The following is a 14,715-nucleotide window of genomic DNA, read 5'->3' on the forward strand; positions in this document are numbered from 1 at the left end:
TGGCCGGGGCCCAGCGTGTGACAGTCGCTCTCGGGTCAGAACGGCAGACGCAGGTGCAGGTTGACCGAACCGGCGGGGGAAGACCGGTGGCGGTAGCGGCTCGAACGATGGTCGTAGTAGTGATAGTGATGATGCTCGTGACCACGTGACTGCTTTTGATGGCCACGCCCACGACTCTTCGCACGCTTCGCCTGCTTGTGCCCCCGCGCGCCGGGATGGCCACGGTAGTCCTTGTGCCCGCTCGAATGGCCGTGACGCACGTGCTGCAGGGCACCCGCATCGAAGGTCGAGGCACCCGCCGCCGCGACCGGATGGGCCGCATGCGTCGGGGCGGACAGGGCGAATGCCAGCAGCGCGGCCGGCGCCAGAATGGCGAGTCGTTTCATGATGGATCCCTCCTTCCATCCCGGCCGCCTTGAGAGAGAATCGACGGCCCGGGGTTGTGGCAGGATTGCCAGGATCAAGCGTATGCAGCGTTCCTGAACGGTTCCTAACTGAGCCCGTCCACGAGCGTGACGCCGGTTACAATTTCGGCCTTACCCCGGAGATTGCCCCATGGATGACGACCAACTCCTGCGCTACAGCCGCCAGATCATGCTCCCCGGCGTGGGCATCGAAGGGCAGGAATCCCTGCAGCAGGCGCATGCAGTGATCATGGGGCTCGGCGGGCTGGGCTCACCGGTGGCGGCCTACCTGGCCGCAGCCGGGGTGGGCCGGCTGACGCTCGTCGACCCGGATCATGTGGAGGTGACCAACCTGCAGCGCCAGATCCTGCATACCGATGCGGACATCGGCCGCGACAAGGTGGCCTCGGCCGCCGATCGCGTGGCGGCCATGAACCCCCGCTGTCAGGTAGAGACGCGCGCCGAGCGCCTGGATGACGCGGCGATGACCCGGCTGTTCGCCAGCGCCAACGTCGTACTGGACGGGACGGACAACTTCGCCGCGCGCGGGGCCATCAGCCGCGCCGCACTGGCGGCCGGCACGCCGCTGGTCTCCGGGGCGGTAATCCGCTTCGAGGGACAACTGACCACCTTCGACTACCGCGATCCGGAGGCGGCCTGCTACCACTGCCTGTACGGCGAGGGGGGCGGCGACGAGGACACCTGCGCCGCCAACGGCGTGCTGGCCAGCCTGCCCGGTGTGGTCGGCAGCCTGCAGGCGACCGAGGCCCTGAAGCTGCTCATGGGGCTGCCGATCCTGAGCGGCCGGCTGCTGATCCTCGACGGGCTCGCCATGCAGTTCCGCGAGATCCGGCTGCGCCGCGACCCCGCCTGCCCCGCGTGCAGCCACCGCCACACCCCGGCCTGAAGCGAACGGATACGCGCGGATCAGGCACAGGAGCGGGGATGAAAGGGCAGAACCTTGCCGCGTGAGGGCGGTGGGGCAGCTTCGGCAATCGCCGCGCTCAGCTCCGCCTCCATCGCAGACAGCGTGCGGTTCATCACCATGCTGGCCATGGCATGGAACAGCAACAGCTCGCAGGCGACCGGGCGATGCAGGCTGCGCCGACCACGGGAATGGAAGGCCGTCCAGGCAACCACCGGCATATCGTTCAGCACCCGGTCCACGACGATCCAGGCATCGCGCTGGAGGATCAGGTCCAGTTGTTTGAGCCCCGACGGCGACAGGCGGATCTCCGGTCCCAGCCGAGCCAGGGCGCGACGCACCTGGTTGAAATAGCGCGCCTCCACCAGCCAGCCGGGGCGGACATCCAGGGTCGGGATTTCGGTGTGCCGGGAATACATCGCGCCCTCGTCTGCAGACTGCTGCAAGGTCAGTCTGTTCTATAGCAAGGCCGGGGGACGATGGGGACCACGGGTCCCTGCGGCAGAGTTGCCGAACGTCACGACAGGCTAACGAGGGGAGTCCGGGAAAGGCTTCGGGATCGGGGGCACCCCGGAAAGCCCTGTCTACTGGCGGGTGTCCGGGATCGGCGGCTGGGCAACCTCGGGCGCACAAAGGGCCTCGGCGTCGACCGGATCGAAGTGGTAATGCGCGTTGCAGAACTCGCAGGTCACCTCCACCGCGCCCTGCTCCTCGATGATGCTGCGAATCTCGTCACGCCCCAGACTGCGCAGGGTTTCGGCGATGCGCTCGCGCGAGCAGGGGCAGTGGAAAGTCACCGGCGTGCCGTCGAACAGGCGCACCCGCTCTTCGGCGAACAGCCGGCCCAGCAGGGCACCAGCGTCCAGCTTCAGCAACTCGTCGGCGGTGGTGGTCTCGGCCAGGATCGTGGCGCGGTTCCACTCCTCCGAATCGCGCGTCACCGCATTGCCACCCTCGGCCGGCAGCGCCTGCAACAGCAGACCGGCGGCGGACTGCGCCCCGCTCGCCAGCCACAACCGGGTCGGCAGCTGTTCCGAGCGCTCGAAGTAGACGTTCATCGCCTCCGCCAGCGAGTCGCCCTCCAGCTCCACGACGCCCTGATAGCGCTCGCTGCCGTCGCCCGGGTCCAGCGTCAGCATCAGCCGTGCGTCCTCGCCGGCGCATTCGGCCAGGGTCGCGCCCTCCGGCGGGGTCTCGCGAAAGCGCGCCAGGCCACGCAGCCGCCCCTGGCCATCGGCCTGGGCGACGATCATGTGCACCGGCCCGGGGCCGGTGATCTGCAGGATCAGCGAGCCGTCGAACTTGAGGGTGGCGGCGGTCAGGGCAACGGCCGCATAGGCCTGGCCCAGCAAGTCGCGCACCACGGGCGGGTACTCGTGCAACTCCAGCAGGGCCTGCCAGGAGGCGTCCAGGTGCACCCACTCGCCGCGTACCCCGGCCTCCTCCAGCATGAAGCGGTGGAGGGTATCGGTCTCACGCATGGTGGCAGGACTCCGAAATACGCAACGGCATCAACCGTCCAGCTTGGCCTTGAGGCGCTCGTTGACCTGGGCCGGGTTGGCCTTGCCCTGGGTCGCCTTCATCACCTGGCCGACAAAGAAGCCGAACAGCTTGTCCTTGCCGCCGCGATACTGCTCGAGCTGCTGCGGGTTGTTGGCCATGACCTCGTCGATGATGGTATCGATCGCGCTGGTATCGGTGATCTGCTTGAGCCCCTTGGCCTCGATCACGGCATCGGCGTCGCCTTCGCCGTTCCACATCGCCTCGAAGACTTCCTTGGCGATCTTGCCGGAGATGGTCTCGTCCTGAATGCGCGCGAGCAGGCCGGCCAGACCCTCGGCATTGACCGGGGCATCCGCCAGCTCGACCTCGGAGCGGTTCATCGCGGCGGAGAAGTCGCCCATCACCCAGTTGGCGGCCAGCTTGGGCGCGCCGCAACCGGCAGCCACGACCTCGTAGAAATCGCCCATGTCGCGCGCGGCGGTCAGTACGCCGGCGTCGTAGTCGGACAGGCCGTACTGTTCGACGAAGCGTGCCCGCTTGGCGTCCGGCAGCTCGGGCAGTTTCTCGCGCACGGAGTCGATGAACGCAGTGTCCACGACCAGCGGCAGCAGGTCCGGATCAGGGAAGTAGCGGTAGTCGTTCGCCTCTTCCTTGCTGCGCATGGAGCGCGTCTCATCGCGATCCGGGTCGTACAGGCGAGTCTCCTGCACCACCGAACCGCCGCCTTCGATCAGGTCGATCTGACGCTCGACCTCGAAGTTGATGGCGCGCTCGACGAAGCGGAAGGAGTTCAGGTTCTTCAGCTCCGCGCGGGTGCCGAACTCGGTCTGGCCCTTGGGCCGCACCGAGACGTTGGCGTCACAGCGGAAGCTGCCTTCCTGCATGTTGCCGTCGCAGATATCCAGATAGCGCACCAGCGAGTGCATCTTCTTCATGTAGGCGACGGCCTCCTTCGCGGAGCGCAGCTCCGGTTCGGAGACGATCTCGATCAGCGGGGTGCCGGCGCGATTGAGGTCGATGCCGGTCATCGCCTCGAAGCCCTCGTGCAGGCTCTTCCCGGCGTCCTCCTCGAGGTGCGCGCGGGTCACGCCGACGCGCTTGATGGTGCCGTCTTCCAGTTCGATATCCAGATGCCCCAGGCCCACGATTGGCAGTTCGAACTGCGAAATCTGGTAACCCTTGGGGAGGTCCGGATAGAAGTAGTTCTTGCGCGCGAACACCGAGCGCGGGGTAATCTCAGCATTGATCGCCAGGCCCAGCATCACGGCCCGCTCCACCGCACCCTGGTTCAGCACCGGCAGTACGCCGGGCATGCCCAGGTCCACCGGGCAGGCCTGGCGGTTGGGCTCGGCGCCGTAGGCGGTGGGCGCCCCGGAGAAGATCTTGGAGACGGTATTGAGCTGGGCGTGAATCTCCAGCCCGATGACGGTTTCCCATTCCATGTTCAGGGCCCTCAGGCGAAGGCCGCCGGCACGCGGGCGTGCCAGTCGGTCTCTTGCTGATACTGGTGAGCAACGCCCAGCAGGCGCGCCTCGTCAAAGTAGTTGCCGATCAATTGCAGCCCGACCGGCAGGCCGTCGATCTCGCCGGCCGGCAGCGACATCGCCGGCAGCCCCGCGAGGTTCGCGGCGATGGTGTAGATATCCGACAGGTACATGCTGACCGGGTCGGCCTTGGCACCCAGCGCGAACGGCAGCTCCGGGGTGGTCGGCGCGAGCAGCACGTCGACGTCCTCGAAGGCGCGGCGGAAGTCGTCGGCGATGATGCGCCGGACCTTCTGCGCCTTCAGGTAGTAGGCGTCGTAGTAGCCGGCGGACAGCACGTAGGTGCCGACCATGATGCGGCGCTTCACCTCGTCGCCAAAGCCCTCCCCGCGCGAGCGGGTGTAGAGGTCCATCAGGTCCTCGGGATTCTCGCAGCGGTAGCCGTAGCGCACGCCGTCGAAACGCGCGAGGTTGGAGGAGCACTCGGCCGGGGCGACCACGTAGTAGGCCGGCACCGACAGGTGGCTGTTCGGCAGGCTGACCTCGCGCACCTCGGCGCCGCGGCCCTTGAGCACCTCGATGGCGGCGTCGATCACGCCGCGCACTCGCTCGTCCAGTCCGGCCTCGCCGAAGAATTCCGTCGGCAGGCCGATGCGCAGGCCCTTCAGGTCCTGCTCCAGTCCGGCGGTGAAATCCTCTTCCGGGCGCTCGACGCTGGTGGAGTCGCGTTCGTCGAAGCCGGCCATGGCATTCAGCATCCGCCCGCAGTCCTCGGCAGTCGCGGCCATCGGGCCACCCTGGTCGAGACTGGAGGCGAAGGCGATCATGCCGTAGCGCGAGACGCGCCCGTAGGTCGGCTTGAGCCCGGTGATGCCACAAAATGCGGCTGGTTGGCGGATCGAACCACCGGTGTCGGTACCCGTGGCGCCCGGCACCAGGCGCGCCCCCACCGCGGCGGCAGAGCCACCGGAGGAACCACCCGGGACGCGTTCGGTATCCCAGGGGTTGCGAACGGGACCATAGAAACTCGTCTCGTTGGACGAGCCCATCGCGAATTCGTCCATGTTGGTCTTGCCCAGCATCACCGCGCCGGCGGCATTCATGCGCTCGACGACCGTGGCGTTGTAGGGCGAGACGAACGGATCCAGCATGCGCGAGCCGCAGGAGGTGCGCACGCCCTCGGTGCAGAAGATGTCCTTCTGCGCGACCGGCACGCCCAGCAGCGGGGTCTTTTCACCCTTCGCCAGGCGCGCATCGGCGGCATCGGCCTGCGCCAGCGCCTGCTCGGCGGTCACGGTGATGAAGCTGTTCAACTGCGGATCGAGACGCTCGATCCGGTCCAGATACAGCTGGGTCAATTCGCGCGAGCTGATCTCGCGGGCCTGGAGCTTGCGCACCCAGCCGGACAGGGTTTCCTGGGCCATGGTTTCGGGGACTCTTGCTGGCTAGAAGCGTGACGGGTTCAACAGAACGGCGACCGCGCGGATCATTCGATGACGCGCGGGACCAGGTACAGACCACCCTCGACAGCCGGGGCGATGGCCTGGAAGACCTCGCGCCGATCCGGCTCGGTCACCGCATCCGGGCGCAGGCGCTGCTCGGCGTCCAGCGGGTGGGCCATCGGCTCGACACCCTCGATGGCCGCACCATCCAGTTGTTCGACAAAGTCAAAGATGTCGCTCAGCCCACCCGCGAAATCCCGGGCCTGGTCATCGTTCATGGCCAGACGGGAGAGATGGGCGATGCGCCGGACTTCGGAGGTATCGACGGACATGGCAGGGTGGGTCCTGTAGCGTTCGGATTCATTGGGCGAAACGGAGCGCAAACTTACCACAAAGCCGTTGTTGCCCAAACCCCGGGCGCTTGCTAGAGTCGACGGCTTTCCCGCCCGCCCACTCAAGCAGGTTTCTTCTTCATGTTCAAACGCCTTCTGGGGTTGTTCTCCAACGACATCTCCATCGATCTCGGCACGGCCAACACCCTCATCTATATGCGCGGCCAGGGCATTGTCCTGAACGAACCCTCCGTGGTCGCGATTCGTCAGGACCGCGGCCCGGGCGGCCCGCGCTCCATCGAGGCCGTGGGGATCGAGGCCAAGAAGATGCTCGGCCGCACGCCGGAGCACGTGGTGACGGTGCGCCCGATGAAGGATGGCGTCATCGCCGACTTCACCACGACCGAGAAGATGCTGCAGTACTTCATCAAGAAGGTGCACGAGCGGCGGATCTTCCGCCCCAGCCCGCGCGTGCTGGTCTGCGTGCCCTGCGGCGCCACCCAGGTGGAACGCCGCGCGATCCGCGAATCCGCCTTCGGCGCCGGGGCGCGCAAGGTCTATCTGCTGCAGGAGCCCGTGGCCGCAGCCATCGGCGCCGGCATCCCGCTGGACGAGGCGGTCGGCTCCATGGTGCTGGACATCGGCGGCGGGACCTCCGAAGTCGCGGTGCTGTCGATGAACGGTATTGTCTATTCCGAATCCGTGCGCATCGGCGGCGACACCTTCGACGAGGCCATCATGGCCTATGTACGCCGCAACTACGGCGTACTGATCGGCGAGGCCACCGCCGAACGCATCAAGCACACCGTCGGCTCGGCCTATCCGGGCAAGGAACTGCTCGAGATCGAGGTCAAGGGCCGCAACCTGGCCGAGGGCGTGCCGCGCTCGTTCACCCTGAACTCGAACGAGATCCTGGAAGCCTTACAGGATCCGCTGTACGGCATCGTCTCTGCCGTACGCACCGCCCTGGAGCAGACCCCGCCGGAACTCGGCGCGGACGTCGCCGAGCGCGGCATTGTGCTGACCGGCGGCTCCGCCCTGCTGCAGCAGCTGGACCGGCTGATCATGGAAGAGACCGGCATCCCGGTGGTCATCGCCGACGACCCGCTGACCTGCGTCGCCCGCGGCGGCGGCCGGGTGCTGGAGATGCTCGACGAGAAACGGGTCGACTTCCTCGCAATGGAATAAGGCCGGACCACCCCGCCCGCGTCGCCACGGCGCGGGTCTGGTTCGGGTTACACTCCGGGCCGCAAGAGGTCGGCAAAGCCGCACGGGACGGGGTTCCGCAGCGGCTTTGCCTTGTCGACGCGATCCGGAACCGGAGGTCACGCCATCAGCAAGCCGCTGTTCAGACTGGGTGTCTCGCCCACTCTGCGCCTGCTCGCGGTGATCCTGCTGGGCCTGGCGCTGATGGCGCTGGATCACCGCGTCAACGAACTGCAGTTTGTCCGCGGCGCCCTGGCCACCGTCACCTACCCGCTGCAGGTCGCGGTGGATGCACCGGTCCGCGCGGTCAGCCGGGTGTTCGAGTCGTTCACCAGCCGCGAAGACCTGATCACCGAGAACCGCATCCTGCGCAGCGAGAATGCCGAGCTGCGCGCGCGTCAGCTGCGCTTCGAGGCCCTGCAGCTGGAGAACGACCGCCTGCGCGCCCTGCTGAATACCGCCGAGCAGGCCGAAGAGCGGGTCGAGATCGCCAAGCTGCTGGCCGTGGATCTCGACCCCTTTCGCCAGCAGATCGTGCTCAACAAGGGGCGCAATGACGATGTCTATGCCGGCCAGCCGGTCATCAATGCCGACGGCGTGATCGGTCAGGTTCTGTCGACCCGTCTGACCAGCTCGATCGCTCTGCTGATCTCCGACCCCAGCCACGCGCTGCCGGTACTGAGCGCGCGCACCGGGCTGCGCGGTCTGGTGGTCGGCACCGGCAACCCGCAACGCCTGGAGATGCGCCACGTCCCGCTGCAGGAGGATGTGGAGCCCGGCGACCTGCTGCTGACCTCCGGGCTGGGCGGCCGTTTCCCGGCCGACTACCCAGTGGCCCGGGTCACCTCGGTCGAGCGGCCACAGGGCCAACCATTCCTGAGCATCGAGGCCGAACCGCTGGCGGCCCTGGACCGCTCCCGCGAGGTCCTGTTGCTGTGGACCGACGGCGCCGTTTCAGCGATCGCCCCGCTCAATCTGGACAACGACCTGGAGGCGGCTCCTCCGAACGCGCTCGAATCAGAACCGGCCGAAGGGACACCGTGACCCGTGCCATCGGCATCCCCTGGCCGGTGGCGCTGACCCTGCTGGCAGCTCTGGCCCTCGCCATCGTGCCGGTCCCGGATATCCTGCGCCCGGCGCGCCCGGAGTGGCTGGCGCTCATCCTGATCTACTGGGCCATGGCCTTCCCGTCGCGCATCGGCATCCTGACCGCCTTCGTCGCCGGCCTGTTGCTGGACACCCTGCAGGGCCAGCTGCTGGGGCAGAACGCCATCGCCCTGGCAGTGGTCATCTACATCGTGCTGCAGATCCACCCGCGCCTGCGGGTCTATCCGGTCTGGCAACAGATGATGGTGGTCGCCATCCTGATGGCCCTGTTCAAGCTTCTGGCCCTGTGGCCACAGGGCATCACCGGATTTCCGCCGGGCAGCCTCTGGTACTGGGCGCCGGTCCTCACCAGCGCCCTGGTCTGGCCCCTGATCTTCTCCCTGCTGCGCGACCTGCGTCGGCGCTGGCTGCTGCACCTCACCTGAGGAAAACGCCGACCCCATCCCGGTCGAAGCAAACCGGGACTGTCACGCATACTGTGTCCGAACCAAAACAAGGAGCCTTGCATGGACCCGAACAAGCAAACCGAGATCGAAGCCGCCGTGTTGCGCCGCTTGCTGCAGCACCTGGACGAACGCAAGGACGTGCAGAACATTGACCTGATGAACCTGGCCGGCTTCTGCCGCAACTGCCTGTCCAAGTGGTACGTGGCGGCCGCCGAGGAGCGCGGCGAGTCCATCGACTACGAGGGCGCGCGCGAGATCGTCTACGGCATGCCCTACAGCGAGTGGAAGGAGCGCCACCAGAAGGAGGCGACGCCGGAGCAGAAGGCCGCCTTCGAGGCCAGCCAGAAATCGCCCCATGCATGATCACGGCCTGATCGAGACCCCGGAGGCCCTTCAGGGCTTCCTCGACACCATCGCCGGGACCGACTGGATCGCGCTGGATACGGAGTTCATGCGCGAGAAGACCTACTACCCGCGCCTGTGCCTGATCCAGCTGGCAACTCTGGACCAGATCGCCTGCGTCGACCCGCTGCAACTCGACATCAAGCTGCTGGAACCCCTGCTGTTCGATGCCGGCGTGACCAAGGTCTTCCACTCGGCCTCGCAGGATCTCGAGGTCCTGTATCGCGAACTCGGACGGGTGCCCGCCCCGGTGTTCGACACCCAGATCGCCGCCAGCATGCTCGGCCACGGCGAGCAGATCGGCTACGCCAACCTGGTCAAGGCGATCCTCGATCGCGACCTCGACAAGAGCCAGACCCGCACGGACTGGGCACGCCGCCCCCTAAGCAAGGAACAGATCCTTTACGCCGCCGATGACGTACGCTTCCTGGCCACCGTGTTCATGCGCCTGCTGCACGAACTGGAAAGCCATGACCGCATGCACTGGCTGCGCCCGGAGATGGAGGCCCTGAGCGACCCGGGCCTGTACGAACCAAACCCCGAGGCGGCCTGGCAGCGGGTCTCCGGGGCCAAGCGGCTCAAGCCGCGCGAGCGCGGCGTACTCAAGGCCGTGGCCGCCTGGCGCGAACGCGCGGCGCAGGCGAGCGACCGCCCGCGGCGCTGGATCCTGGCCGACGACATCCTGATCGATATCGCCCGGCGCACGCCGGAGGACACCGCCGCCCTGCACCAATTGCGCGGGTTCCCCGACGGCATGAAGCCGCCGCGTCAGGAAGAGCTGCTGGAGGCGATCCGCGAAGGCCAGGCCCTGCCCCGCGAGGAATGGCCACAACTACCGGACAAGGCGAAGCTAACCGAGGCGGAAGAGGTGCTGGCGGACATCGGCATGGCCCTGCTGCGCGAGTGCGCGCGACGCAACCAGATCACCGCCGGCGCGATTGCGCAGCGCAAGGATGTCATCGAACTCCTGAAGGGCGACGGCACAAGCGGCCGTCTGGGCAGCGGCTGGCGCCACGAGATCGCGGGAAAGACCATCGCCCGCTGGTTTGCGGGCGATGGTGAGCTGACACGTACGGAGGAAGGGCTGCAGATCCGCCCGTGATCGTCGCCCGGGCGGATCTGCGGCTGGGTCAGGCGGCCTTGTAGATCCCGCGGCGCGGCGAGGTCAGGCGACCCTGGCGCTTCAGGTAGGCCAGGGTCTGGCTGATGTTCTTGGTATCCAGACCGGCCTTCTCGGCCTGTGCCTTGATCTCCTTGATCCCCATCTCCGGCTGGGTGGCGACGATATCGCAAAGCTTCTGGCTGATGGACTCGCCACCGGCCCGGCGCCCGCGACGTCCGCCGCCCGCGGTACGGCCCACGCGCCCGCCCAGTTCACGGATCTGGCGCTCGAGCTCGCCGAGTTCCTTGCGATGCCGTGCCACCATTTCCTTGCGCTTTTCCATCAGCTTCTCGCGCTTCTCGCGGCGTTCGGCTTCCTTGCCCTCGGCTTCTTCCTTTTCCCGCTGGCGCGCGAGGGCGTACAGTTCTTCGGCCGACAGATCGGAGGCCTTCTTGTTATCCATGCTCATACAGAACTCCCGGGTTCTTAAAACGGATGCGATTACAGGTTAAGACCAAAGGGTTTCCGGCTATTCAGTCTAGCCTCTAACATTTGATCACCATAGAATAGTACCACCCCATGGATAAATGCTGTAACGATCATAATAAGGCGCACACGGCACAAGAGCGACCACACGCACTTTCTGGCGAAAACCGCACACTCATACGAGAAGAGGTCGCCCGATTGTATAACCAGGCCGCCGGCACGCGCGCATCCGATCCTCCCGCCGTTCACTTTGACTTGAAAGGCCGGGCGGCCGGCCAGTGGCGCCTGAGAAAGAACACGGAAACCCTGCGCTTCAATCCGGAAGCCTTCAGTCTGGACTGGAATCAACATTTCCCGGAAACAGTGGCACACGAAGTCGCCCACTCTCTGGTATATCGCACCTACGGCGCGCGCAGGGTTCGGCCCCACGGCCCTGAATGGCGGGGGTTCATGCAGGCGATGGGGTTTCAAAAGCCCCGGGTCACACATGCGACCGCGCTGACCACACGCAAGATGCGCCAATATAACTACGAGTGCGCCTGCGGCCCTCAACTACTGAGCGCGCGCCGACACTTTCTTATTCGCAAACGCGGCTACCACTACCAGTGCCGCCAATGCGGCGAATGGCTAAAGCACTCCGACGGCGGAGCGCCCTGAGGAGCCACCATCATTCCGGGCCGCGTGGCTGTTGATATAGTCAACCAGCCGCACCGTTGCCCCCTGATGCTCCGCAATAAAAGCGGCCGAACGGCGCCGCAAGGCCTCACGCCCAGGTTCATCCATTACCAGCAATGCCCGAAGACGGGTAATGGCCTCGTCGGCGTCGGCCGCTCGCCCCAGCACATTCGCAGCCTGCATGCGCTCCACCAGGAGTTCGAAGTTGTCCACGTGCGGACCCATAACAACCGGGCAGTGCCACAACACCGCCTCCAGCGGATTGTGCCCGCCCACCGAAACCAGCGACCCCCCTATGAAGGCCGCATCGGCCAGCCCGAAGAAGCGCTTCAGCTCCCCGAGGGTATCCAGGAGCCAGAAATGGGTGGCGGCGTCCGGCAGACCTTCACTGCGACGCACGAAGGTGTGACCGGAACGCTCCAGCAAGTCCGCCACTGCGGGAAACCGCTGCGGATGGCGTGGCGCCACCACAACCAGGAGGCGTGGATACTCGGTGCGCAGTGCGCGCAGTCCCGAGAGCAACTGGGCCTCTTCGTCGGCATGGGTGCTGGCAAGAACGACTACCGGACGCCCATCAACCACCGGGCGCAGGGACTCGACTTTCTGACGATCGGTTTCCTCGACGCGGATATCGAACTTGATGTCGCCGTTGACCGTCACGCGATCAGGCACGGCCCCGAGCGCGACGAAACGCTCGCGGTCCAGCGGATTGCGACAGGCAATCCAGTCAAATCCGTTCAATGCCGGCGTGATCAGCCGCGGGAGCCGCGCATAACGCCGAGCCGAACGCCCGGACATACGGGCGTTCGCCAGCACGACCGGGATACCCACCCTCCGGGCCGCCGCCAGCATATTCGGCCAGATCTCGGTCTCCATCACCACGATGCACTGCGGCCGCAGCGCTCGCAGGAAGCGCCCCTGTAGCCAGGGCAGATCCAGTGGCATGAAGCGATGCATGACGCGATCGCCGAGCCGCTCGGTCAGCATCGCGGCGCCGGTCGGCGTCGTCGTGGTTACCAGGATGCGACGCGGGCCGGGCGCCAGAAGCTGGCGAATGAGCGGTTCCGCCGCCAGCACTTCACCGACCGAAACCGCATGGATCCAGATCTCCGCCGGCTCCGGCGGAGGGGCCCACCCCATCACCTCGCCCGGACGCACACGCACCGATGCCCGACGACTGCGCAGTCCGTGGCGGATCAGCAGCAAGGGGGTCAGCAACGCAAGCAGCGCCGTGTAGACTACGCGGGTCATTCGCAGGGAGACTCCGATCCGTGACGGCCCGCCCCGAACATCCGAGCGCGACCGAACGCCCGCCCCGCGGCCCCGCCACCTGGCCCATGTGGGCGGTGATCGGCCTGGCTCGGCTGGTCATCCAGTTGCCCATCCGCTGGCAACAAGCGCTTGGGCGCGGCATTGGGCGGCTGTTCTACCGTTACGGCCGCAAGCGGCGCGCGATCGCCCGCACCAACCTCGAACTGTGTTTTCCCGGCCAGCCGCCGGAACGGCGCGAACAGTGGCTGCGCGAGCACTTCGAGGCGGCCGGAATGGGTGTCCTGGAAATAGCCATGGCCTGGTGGGGACGCGACGCGCAACTCAAGGGGCATTACACAATCCACGGGCTGGAACATCTGGACAAGGCACTGGAGCAAGGCAAGGGGGCCCTGCTGGTCAGCGCCCATTTCACCACACTCGAGCTTTGCGGGCGCCTGCTGGCGCTGCACCGGGAGTTTGCCGCGATGTACCGCCCCAGCGAACGCCCGCTGATCAACTACCTGTTCAAGGTCAATCGCAACCGCCACACGGCCGGCGTGATCGCACGCGACGACGTCAAGGGGCTGCTGCGCACCCTGCGCGAGAACATGCCCGTGTGGTATGCACCTGACCAGGCCACCAGCGGGCGCCAGACCGAGCTGGTCCCGTTCTTCGGCGAACCCGCGAACACGCAGACCGCCACGCATCGCATCGCCCGGGTCAGCGGCGCCCCGGTCCTCCCGTTCTTCGGCTACCGGCGCGAAGACGGCCACTACGTCGTGACCATCCACCCCCCGGTAGAGGGCTTCCCCACCGAGGACGCCCACGCCGACACCCTGCGCATCAACCACATCATCGAAGAAGCCGTGATGGATGCCCCGGGGCAGTACTTCTGGACCCACAAGCGCTTCAAGAAACGCACGGGCCTGCCCGACCCCTACGCGCCCTAGCGTGGAATCTCGAAGGCTGCCTCCGAGCAGGAGACAATAAGCCAGCCACAATGATCATGGCGAGCCGCCTGCCGTTATACTGCCCGGGCCATTGCAAGAGCCCCTCCGGAAGGCTCCAACTCCGGCACTCACCCGCAAAGGTGCTGGCCGTACTCCTTACCCAAACCCTAATGGATAACGAAGCGATGGAATTGCCCAAAGAGGCTGTTTACTCCCACTGGCGCCAGCGCTTTGCCTGGTGGCTGCATTATCTCAAGGCCCGCCAGAACCCCAAGGAGCGCCCACGAGTACGTCGCCTTGCAGGCTTCATTCCCGAGGGAGGGGTAATCTTTGATGTTGGCGCACACTTTGGCTATCTGGCCAAAGAGTTCGCCGTGATCCACAACGGCAGCTGCATGGTCCACTGCTTCGAGCCGGTACCATACACTCGCTCCATCCTCGAACGAGTGGTCGATAGATTCCAAAACGTCCATATCGAATCACGCGCGCTTTCAAATCAGGCGGGGCACATGAAGCTAAGCATTCCCATAAAGGAATCCGGGCGCTTGGGTATCGGACTTGCGCATTTTGGCGACGAGGTGCGGCGAGACTACATCGTGGAGCCCGTGGAAACCCTCACCCTGGATGCCTATGTAGCCGAGCAAGGGCTAGCGCGCCTCGACTTCGTCAAGATGGACGTGGAGGGGGCCGAATTCCAGATCCTCCAGGGCGCAGAAAAGACCTTGAAAGAGCTTCAACCTCATGTCTACTGTGAGCTGATTTCCACTTCCACCGCACGTATGGGGTACAAACCCGAGACAGTGTTCGATTTCCTAACCAACCTCGGCTATCGAGCCGCCGTGATCGAAAGGTCAGGAGAAAAGCGCCCCGTCGAGGGTTTGATCGAGGGAGAGGAGGACTACCTCTTCTACCCGGAACGAGCCGAAAAGTAGCCCGGGTGGCTCCGAAGCGCCTCCCGTACGACCTCTCTATTGGACACAAGCGGATAGACTGTCCAATT

The 14,715-nt window shown here is 66.0% G+C and carries 17 protein-coding genes; 9 read left to right on the forward strand and 8 right to left on the reverse strand.

The window, feature by feature from the left end:
• Positions 1 to 35: 35 nt before the first annotated feature.
• On the reverse strand, positions 36 to 386 hold the full coding sequence (locus tag D573_RS0100620) for a hypothetical protein (RefSeq protein WP_018175609.1): 351 nt from the start codon (positions 384 to 386) through the stop codon (positions 36 to 38).
• 169 nt (positions 387 to 555) lie between these two features.
• Between D573_RS0100620 and D573_RS0100625 the strand changes: the two genes are divergently transcribed.
• Entirely contained in the window at positions 556 to 1,311 is a 756-nt protein-coding gene (locus D573_RS0100625) for a molybdopterin-synthase adenylyltransferase MoeB (RefSeq protein WP_018937290.1), read from the forward strand.
• A gap of 20 nt (positions 1,312 to 1,331) precedes the next feature.
• Here D573_RS0100625 and D573_RS0100630 read toward each other — a convergent pair whose 3' ends face one another.
• From D573_RS0100630 to gatC, 5 genes are all read right to left on the reverse strand, one after another.
• Positions 1,332 to 1,748, reverse strand: a complete 417-nt coding sequence (locus D573_RS0100630; RefSeq protein WP_018937291.1) for a hypothetical protein — start codon at positions 1,746 to 1,748, stop codon at positions 1,332 to 1,334.
• 165 nt (positions 1,749 to 1,913) lie between these two features.
• Positions 1,914 to 2,810 (reverse strand): Hsp33 family molecular chaperone HslO, encoded by an 897-nt coding sequence (gene hslO, locus D573_RS0100635; protein ID WP_018145251.1) that lies wholly within the window; start codon positions 2,808 to 2,810, stop codon positions 1,914 to 1,916.
• A 30-nt stretch (positions 2,811 to 2,840) separates the two neighbouring features.
• A complete protein-coding gene (gene gatB, locus D573_RS0100640; RefSeq protein ID WP_018937292.1) occupies positions 2,841 to 4,274 on the reverse strand; it encodes an Asp-tRNA(Asn)/Glu-tRNA(Gln) amidotransferase subunit GatB in 1,434 nt (477 codons plus the stop codon).
• Positions 4,275 to 4,285: 11 nt separating this feature from the next.
• The gene (gatA, locus tag D573_RS0100645) at positions 4,286 to 5,740 is read right to left on the reverse strand and encodes an Asp-tRNA(Asn)/Glu-tRNA(Gln) amidotransferase subunit GatA (RefSeq protein ID WP_018169028.1); all 1,455 of its coding nucleotides are present in this window, start codon (positions 5,738 to 5,740) and stop codon (positions 4,286 to 4,288) included.
• Between the two features lie 62 nt (positions 5,741 to 5,802).
• On the reverse strand, positions 5,803 to 6,090 hold the full coding sequence (gatC, locus tag D573_RS0100650; RefSeq protein WP_018169027.1) for an Asp-tRNA(Asn)/Glu-tRNA(Gln) amidotransferase subunit GatC: 288 nt from the start codon (positions 6,088 to 6,090) through the stop codon (positions 5,803 to 5,805).
• 141 nt (positions 6,091 to 6,231) lie between these two features.
• Here gatC and D573_RS0100655 point away from each other — a divergent pair, with 141 nt between their 5' ends.
• The 5 genes from D573_RS0100655 (at position 6,232) to rnd (ending at position 10,353) form a co-directional block, all read left to right on the forward strand.
• Positions 6,232 to 7,278: a rod shape-determining protein gene (locus D573_RS0100655; RefSeq protein WP_018142132.1), complete on the forward strand. Its 1,047-nt coding sequence runs from the start codon at positions 6,232 to 6,234 to the stop codon at positions 7,276 to 7,278.
• 111 nt (positions 7,279 to 7,389) lie between these two features.
• Positions 7,390 to 8,340 (forward strand): rod shape-determining protein MreC, encoded by a 951-nt coding sequence (gene mreC, locus D573_RS0100660; RefSeq protein ID WP_018937293.1) that lies wholly within the window; start codon positions 7,390 to 7,392, stop codon positions 8,338 to 8,340.
• Positions 8,337 to 8,828: a rod shape-determining protein MreD gene (mreD, locus tag D573_RS0100665; RefSeq protein WP_018169025.1), complete on the forward strand. Its 492-nt coding sequence runs from the start codon at positions 8,337 to 8,339 to the stop codon at positions 8,826 to 8,828. The genes mreC and mreD overlap by 4 nt, the downstream gene beginning before the upstream one ends.
• 81 nt (positions 8,829 to 8,909) lie before the next feature.
• Complete coding sequence (locus D573_RS0100670) at positions 8,910 to 9,212, forward strand: DUF1244 domain-containing protein (RefSeq protein ID WP_018937294.1); 303 nt, start codon at positions 8,910 to 8,912, stop codon at positions 9,210 to 9,212.
• A complete protein-coding gene (rnd, locus tag D573_RS0100675) occupies positions 9,205 to 10,353 on the forward strand; it encodes a ribonuclease D (RefSeq protein WP_018937295.1) in 1,149 nt (382 codons plus the stop codon). Before D573_RS0100670 ends, rnd begins: the two co-directional genes overlap by 8 nt.
• Before the next feature lie 28 nt (positions 10,354 to 10,381).
• Here rnd and D573_RS0100680 read toward each other — a convergent pair whose 3' ends face one another.
• Positions 10,382 to 10,822: a hypothetical protein gene (locus D573_RS0100680; protein WP_018145243.1), complete on the reverse strand. Its 441-nt coding sequence runs from the start codon at positions 10,820 to 10,822 to the stop codon at positions 10,382 to 10,384.
• A 110-nt stretch (positions 10,823 to 10,932) separates the two neighbouring features.
• On the opposite strand from D573_RS0100680, the gene D573_RS14005 reads away from it, so the two are divergent.
• Complete coding sequence (locus D573_RS14005) at positions 10,933 to 11,496, forward strand: SprT-like domain-containing protein (protein WP_081618713.1); 564 nt, start codon at positions 10,933 to 10,935, stop codon at positions 11,494 to 11,496.
• On the opposite strand, the gene D573_RS0100690 is transcribed toward D573_RS14005, so the two are convergent.
• Positions 11,467 to 12,765, reverse strand: coding sequence for a 3-deoxy-D-manno-octulosonic acid transferase (locus D573_RS0100690; RefSeq protein ID WP_018937297.1), 1,299 nt, complete (start codon positions 12,763 to 12,765; stop codon positions 11,467 to 11,469). The two genes, D573_RS14005 and D573_RS0100690, sit on opposite strands and share 30 nt — an antisense overlap.
• 20 nt (positions 12,766 to 12,785) lie before the next feature.
• On the opposite strand from D573_RS0100690, the gene lpxL reads away from it, so the two are divergent.
• Together lpxL and D573_RS0100700 are read left to right on the forward strand one after the other, a co-directional pair.
• Positions 12,786 to 13,715, forward strand: a complete 930-nt coding sequence (gene lpxL / locus D573_RS0100695; RefSeq protein WP_018937298.1) for an LpxL/LpxP family Kdo(2)-lipid IV(A) lauroyl/palmitoleoyl acyltransferase — start codon at positions 12,786 to 12,788, stop codon at positions 13,713 to 13,715.
• A gap of 170 nt (positions 13,716 to 13,885) precedes the next feature.
• The gene (locus tag D573_RS0100700; RefSeq protein ID WP_231362658.1) at positions 13,886 to 14,647 is read left to right on the forward strand and encodes an FkbM family methyltransferase; all 762 of its coding nucleotides are present in this window, start codon (positions 13,886 to 13,888) and stop codon (positions 14,645 to 14,647) included.
• Positions 14,648 to 14,715 lie beyond the last annotated feature (68 nt).

This window comes from Thioalkalivibrio sp. AKL9, from assembly GCF_000377825.1.
In the GTDB taxonomy this organism is placed as follows: Bacteria; Pseudomonadota; Gammaproteobacteria; order Ectothiorhodospirales; family Ectothiorhodospiraceae; genus Thioalkalivibrio; species Thioalkalivibrio versutus.

Excerpts from the sequence above, each read along its gene's own strand:
- D573_RS0100630 (WP_018937291.1), bottom strand. The coding sequence starts at position 1,748 with ATGTATTCCCGGCACACCGAAATCCCGACCCTGGATGTCCGCCCCGGC.
- D573_RS14005 (WP_081618713.1), top strand. The coding sequence starts at position 10,933 with ATGGATAAATGCTGTAACGATCATAATAAGGCGCACACGGCACAAGAG.
- gatB (WP_018937292.1), bottom strand. The coding sequence starts at position 4,274 with ATGGAATGGGAAACCGTCATCGGGCTGGAGATTCACGCCCAGCTCAAT.
- D573_RS0100655 (WP_018142132.1), top strand. The coding sequence starts at position 6,232 with ATGTTCAAACGCCTTCTGGGGTTGTTCTCCAACGACATCTCCATCGAT.
- D573_RS0100700 (WP_231362658.1), top strand. The coding sequence starts at position 13,886 with ATGGATAACGAAGCGATGGAATTGCCCAAAGAGGCTGTTTACTCCCAC.
- rnd (WP_018937295.1), top strand. The coding sequence starts at position 9,205 with ATGCATGATCACGGCCTGATCGAGACCCCGGAGGCCCTTCAGGGCTTC.
- gatC (WP_018169027.1), bottom strand. The coding sequence starts at position 6,090 with ATGTCCGTCGATACCTCCGAAGTCCGGCGCATCGCCCATCTCTCCCGT.
- D573_RS0100625 (WP_018937290.1), top strand. The coding sequence starts at position 556 with ATGGATGACGACCAACTCCTGCGCTACAGCCGCCAGATCATGCTCCCC.
- hslO (WP_018145251.1), bottom strand. The coding sequence starts at position 2,810 with ATGCGTGAGACCGATACCCTCCACCGCTTCATGCTGGAGGAGGCCGGG.
- D573_RS0100670 (WP_018937294.1), top strand. The coding sequence starts at position 8,910 with ATGGACCCGAACAAGCAAACCGAGATCGAAGCCGCCGTGTTGCGCCGC.
- D573_RS0100620 (WP_018175609.1), bottom strand. The coding sequence starts at position 386 with ATGAAACGACTCGCCATTCTGGCGCCGGCCGCGCTGCTGGCATTCGCC.
- D573_RS0100690 (WP_018937297.1), bottom strand. The coding sequence starts at position 12,765 with ATGACCCGCGTAGTCTACACGGCGCTGCTTGCGTTGCTGACCCCCTTG.
- D573_RS0100680 (WP_018145243.1), bottom strand. The coding sequence starts at position 10,822 with ATGAGCATGGATAACAAGAAGGCCTCCGATCTGTCGGCCGAAGAACTG.
- gatA (WP_018169028.1), bottom strand. The coding sequence starts at position 5,740 with ATGGCCCAGGAAACCCTGTCCGGCTGGGTGCGCAAGCTCCAGGCCCGC.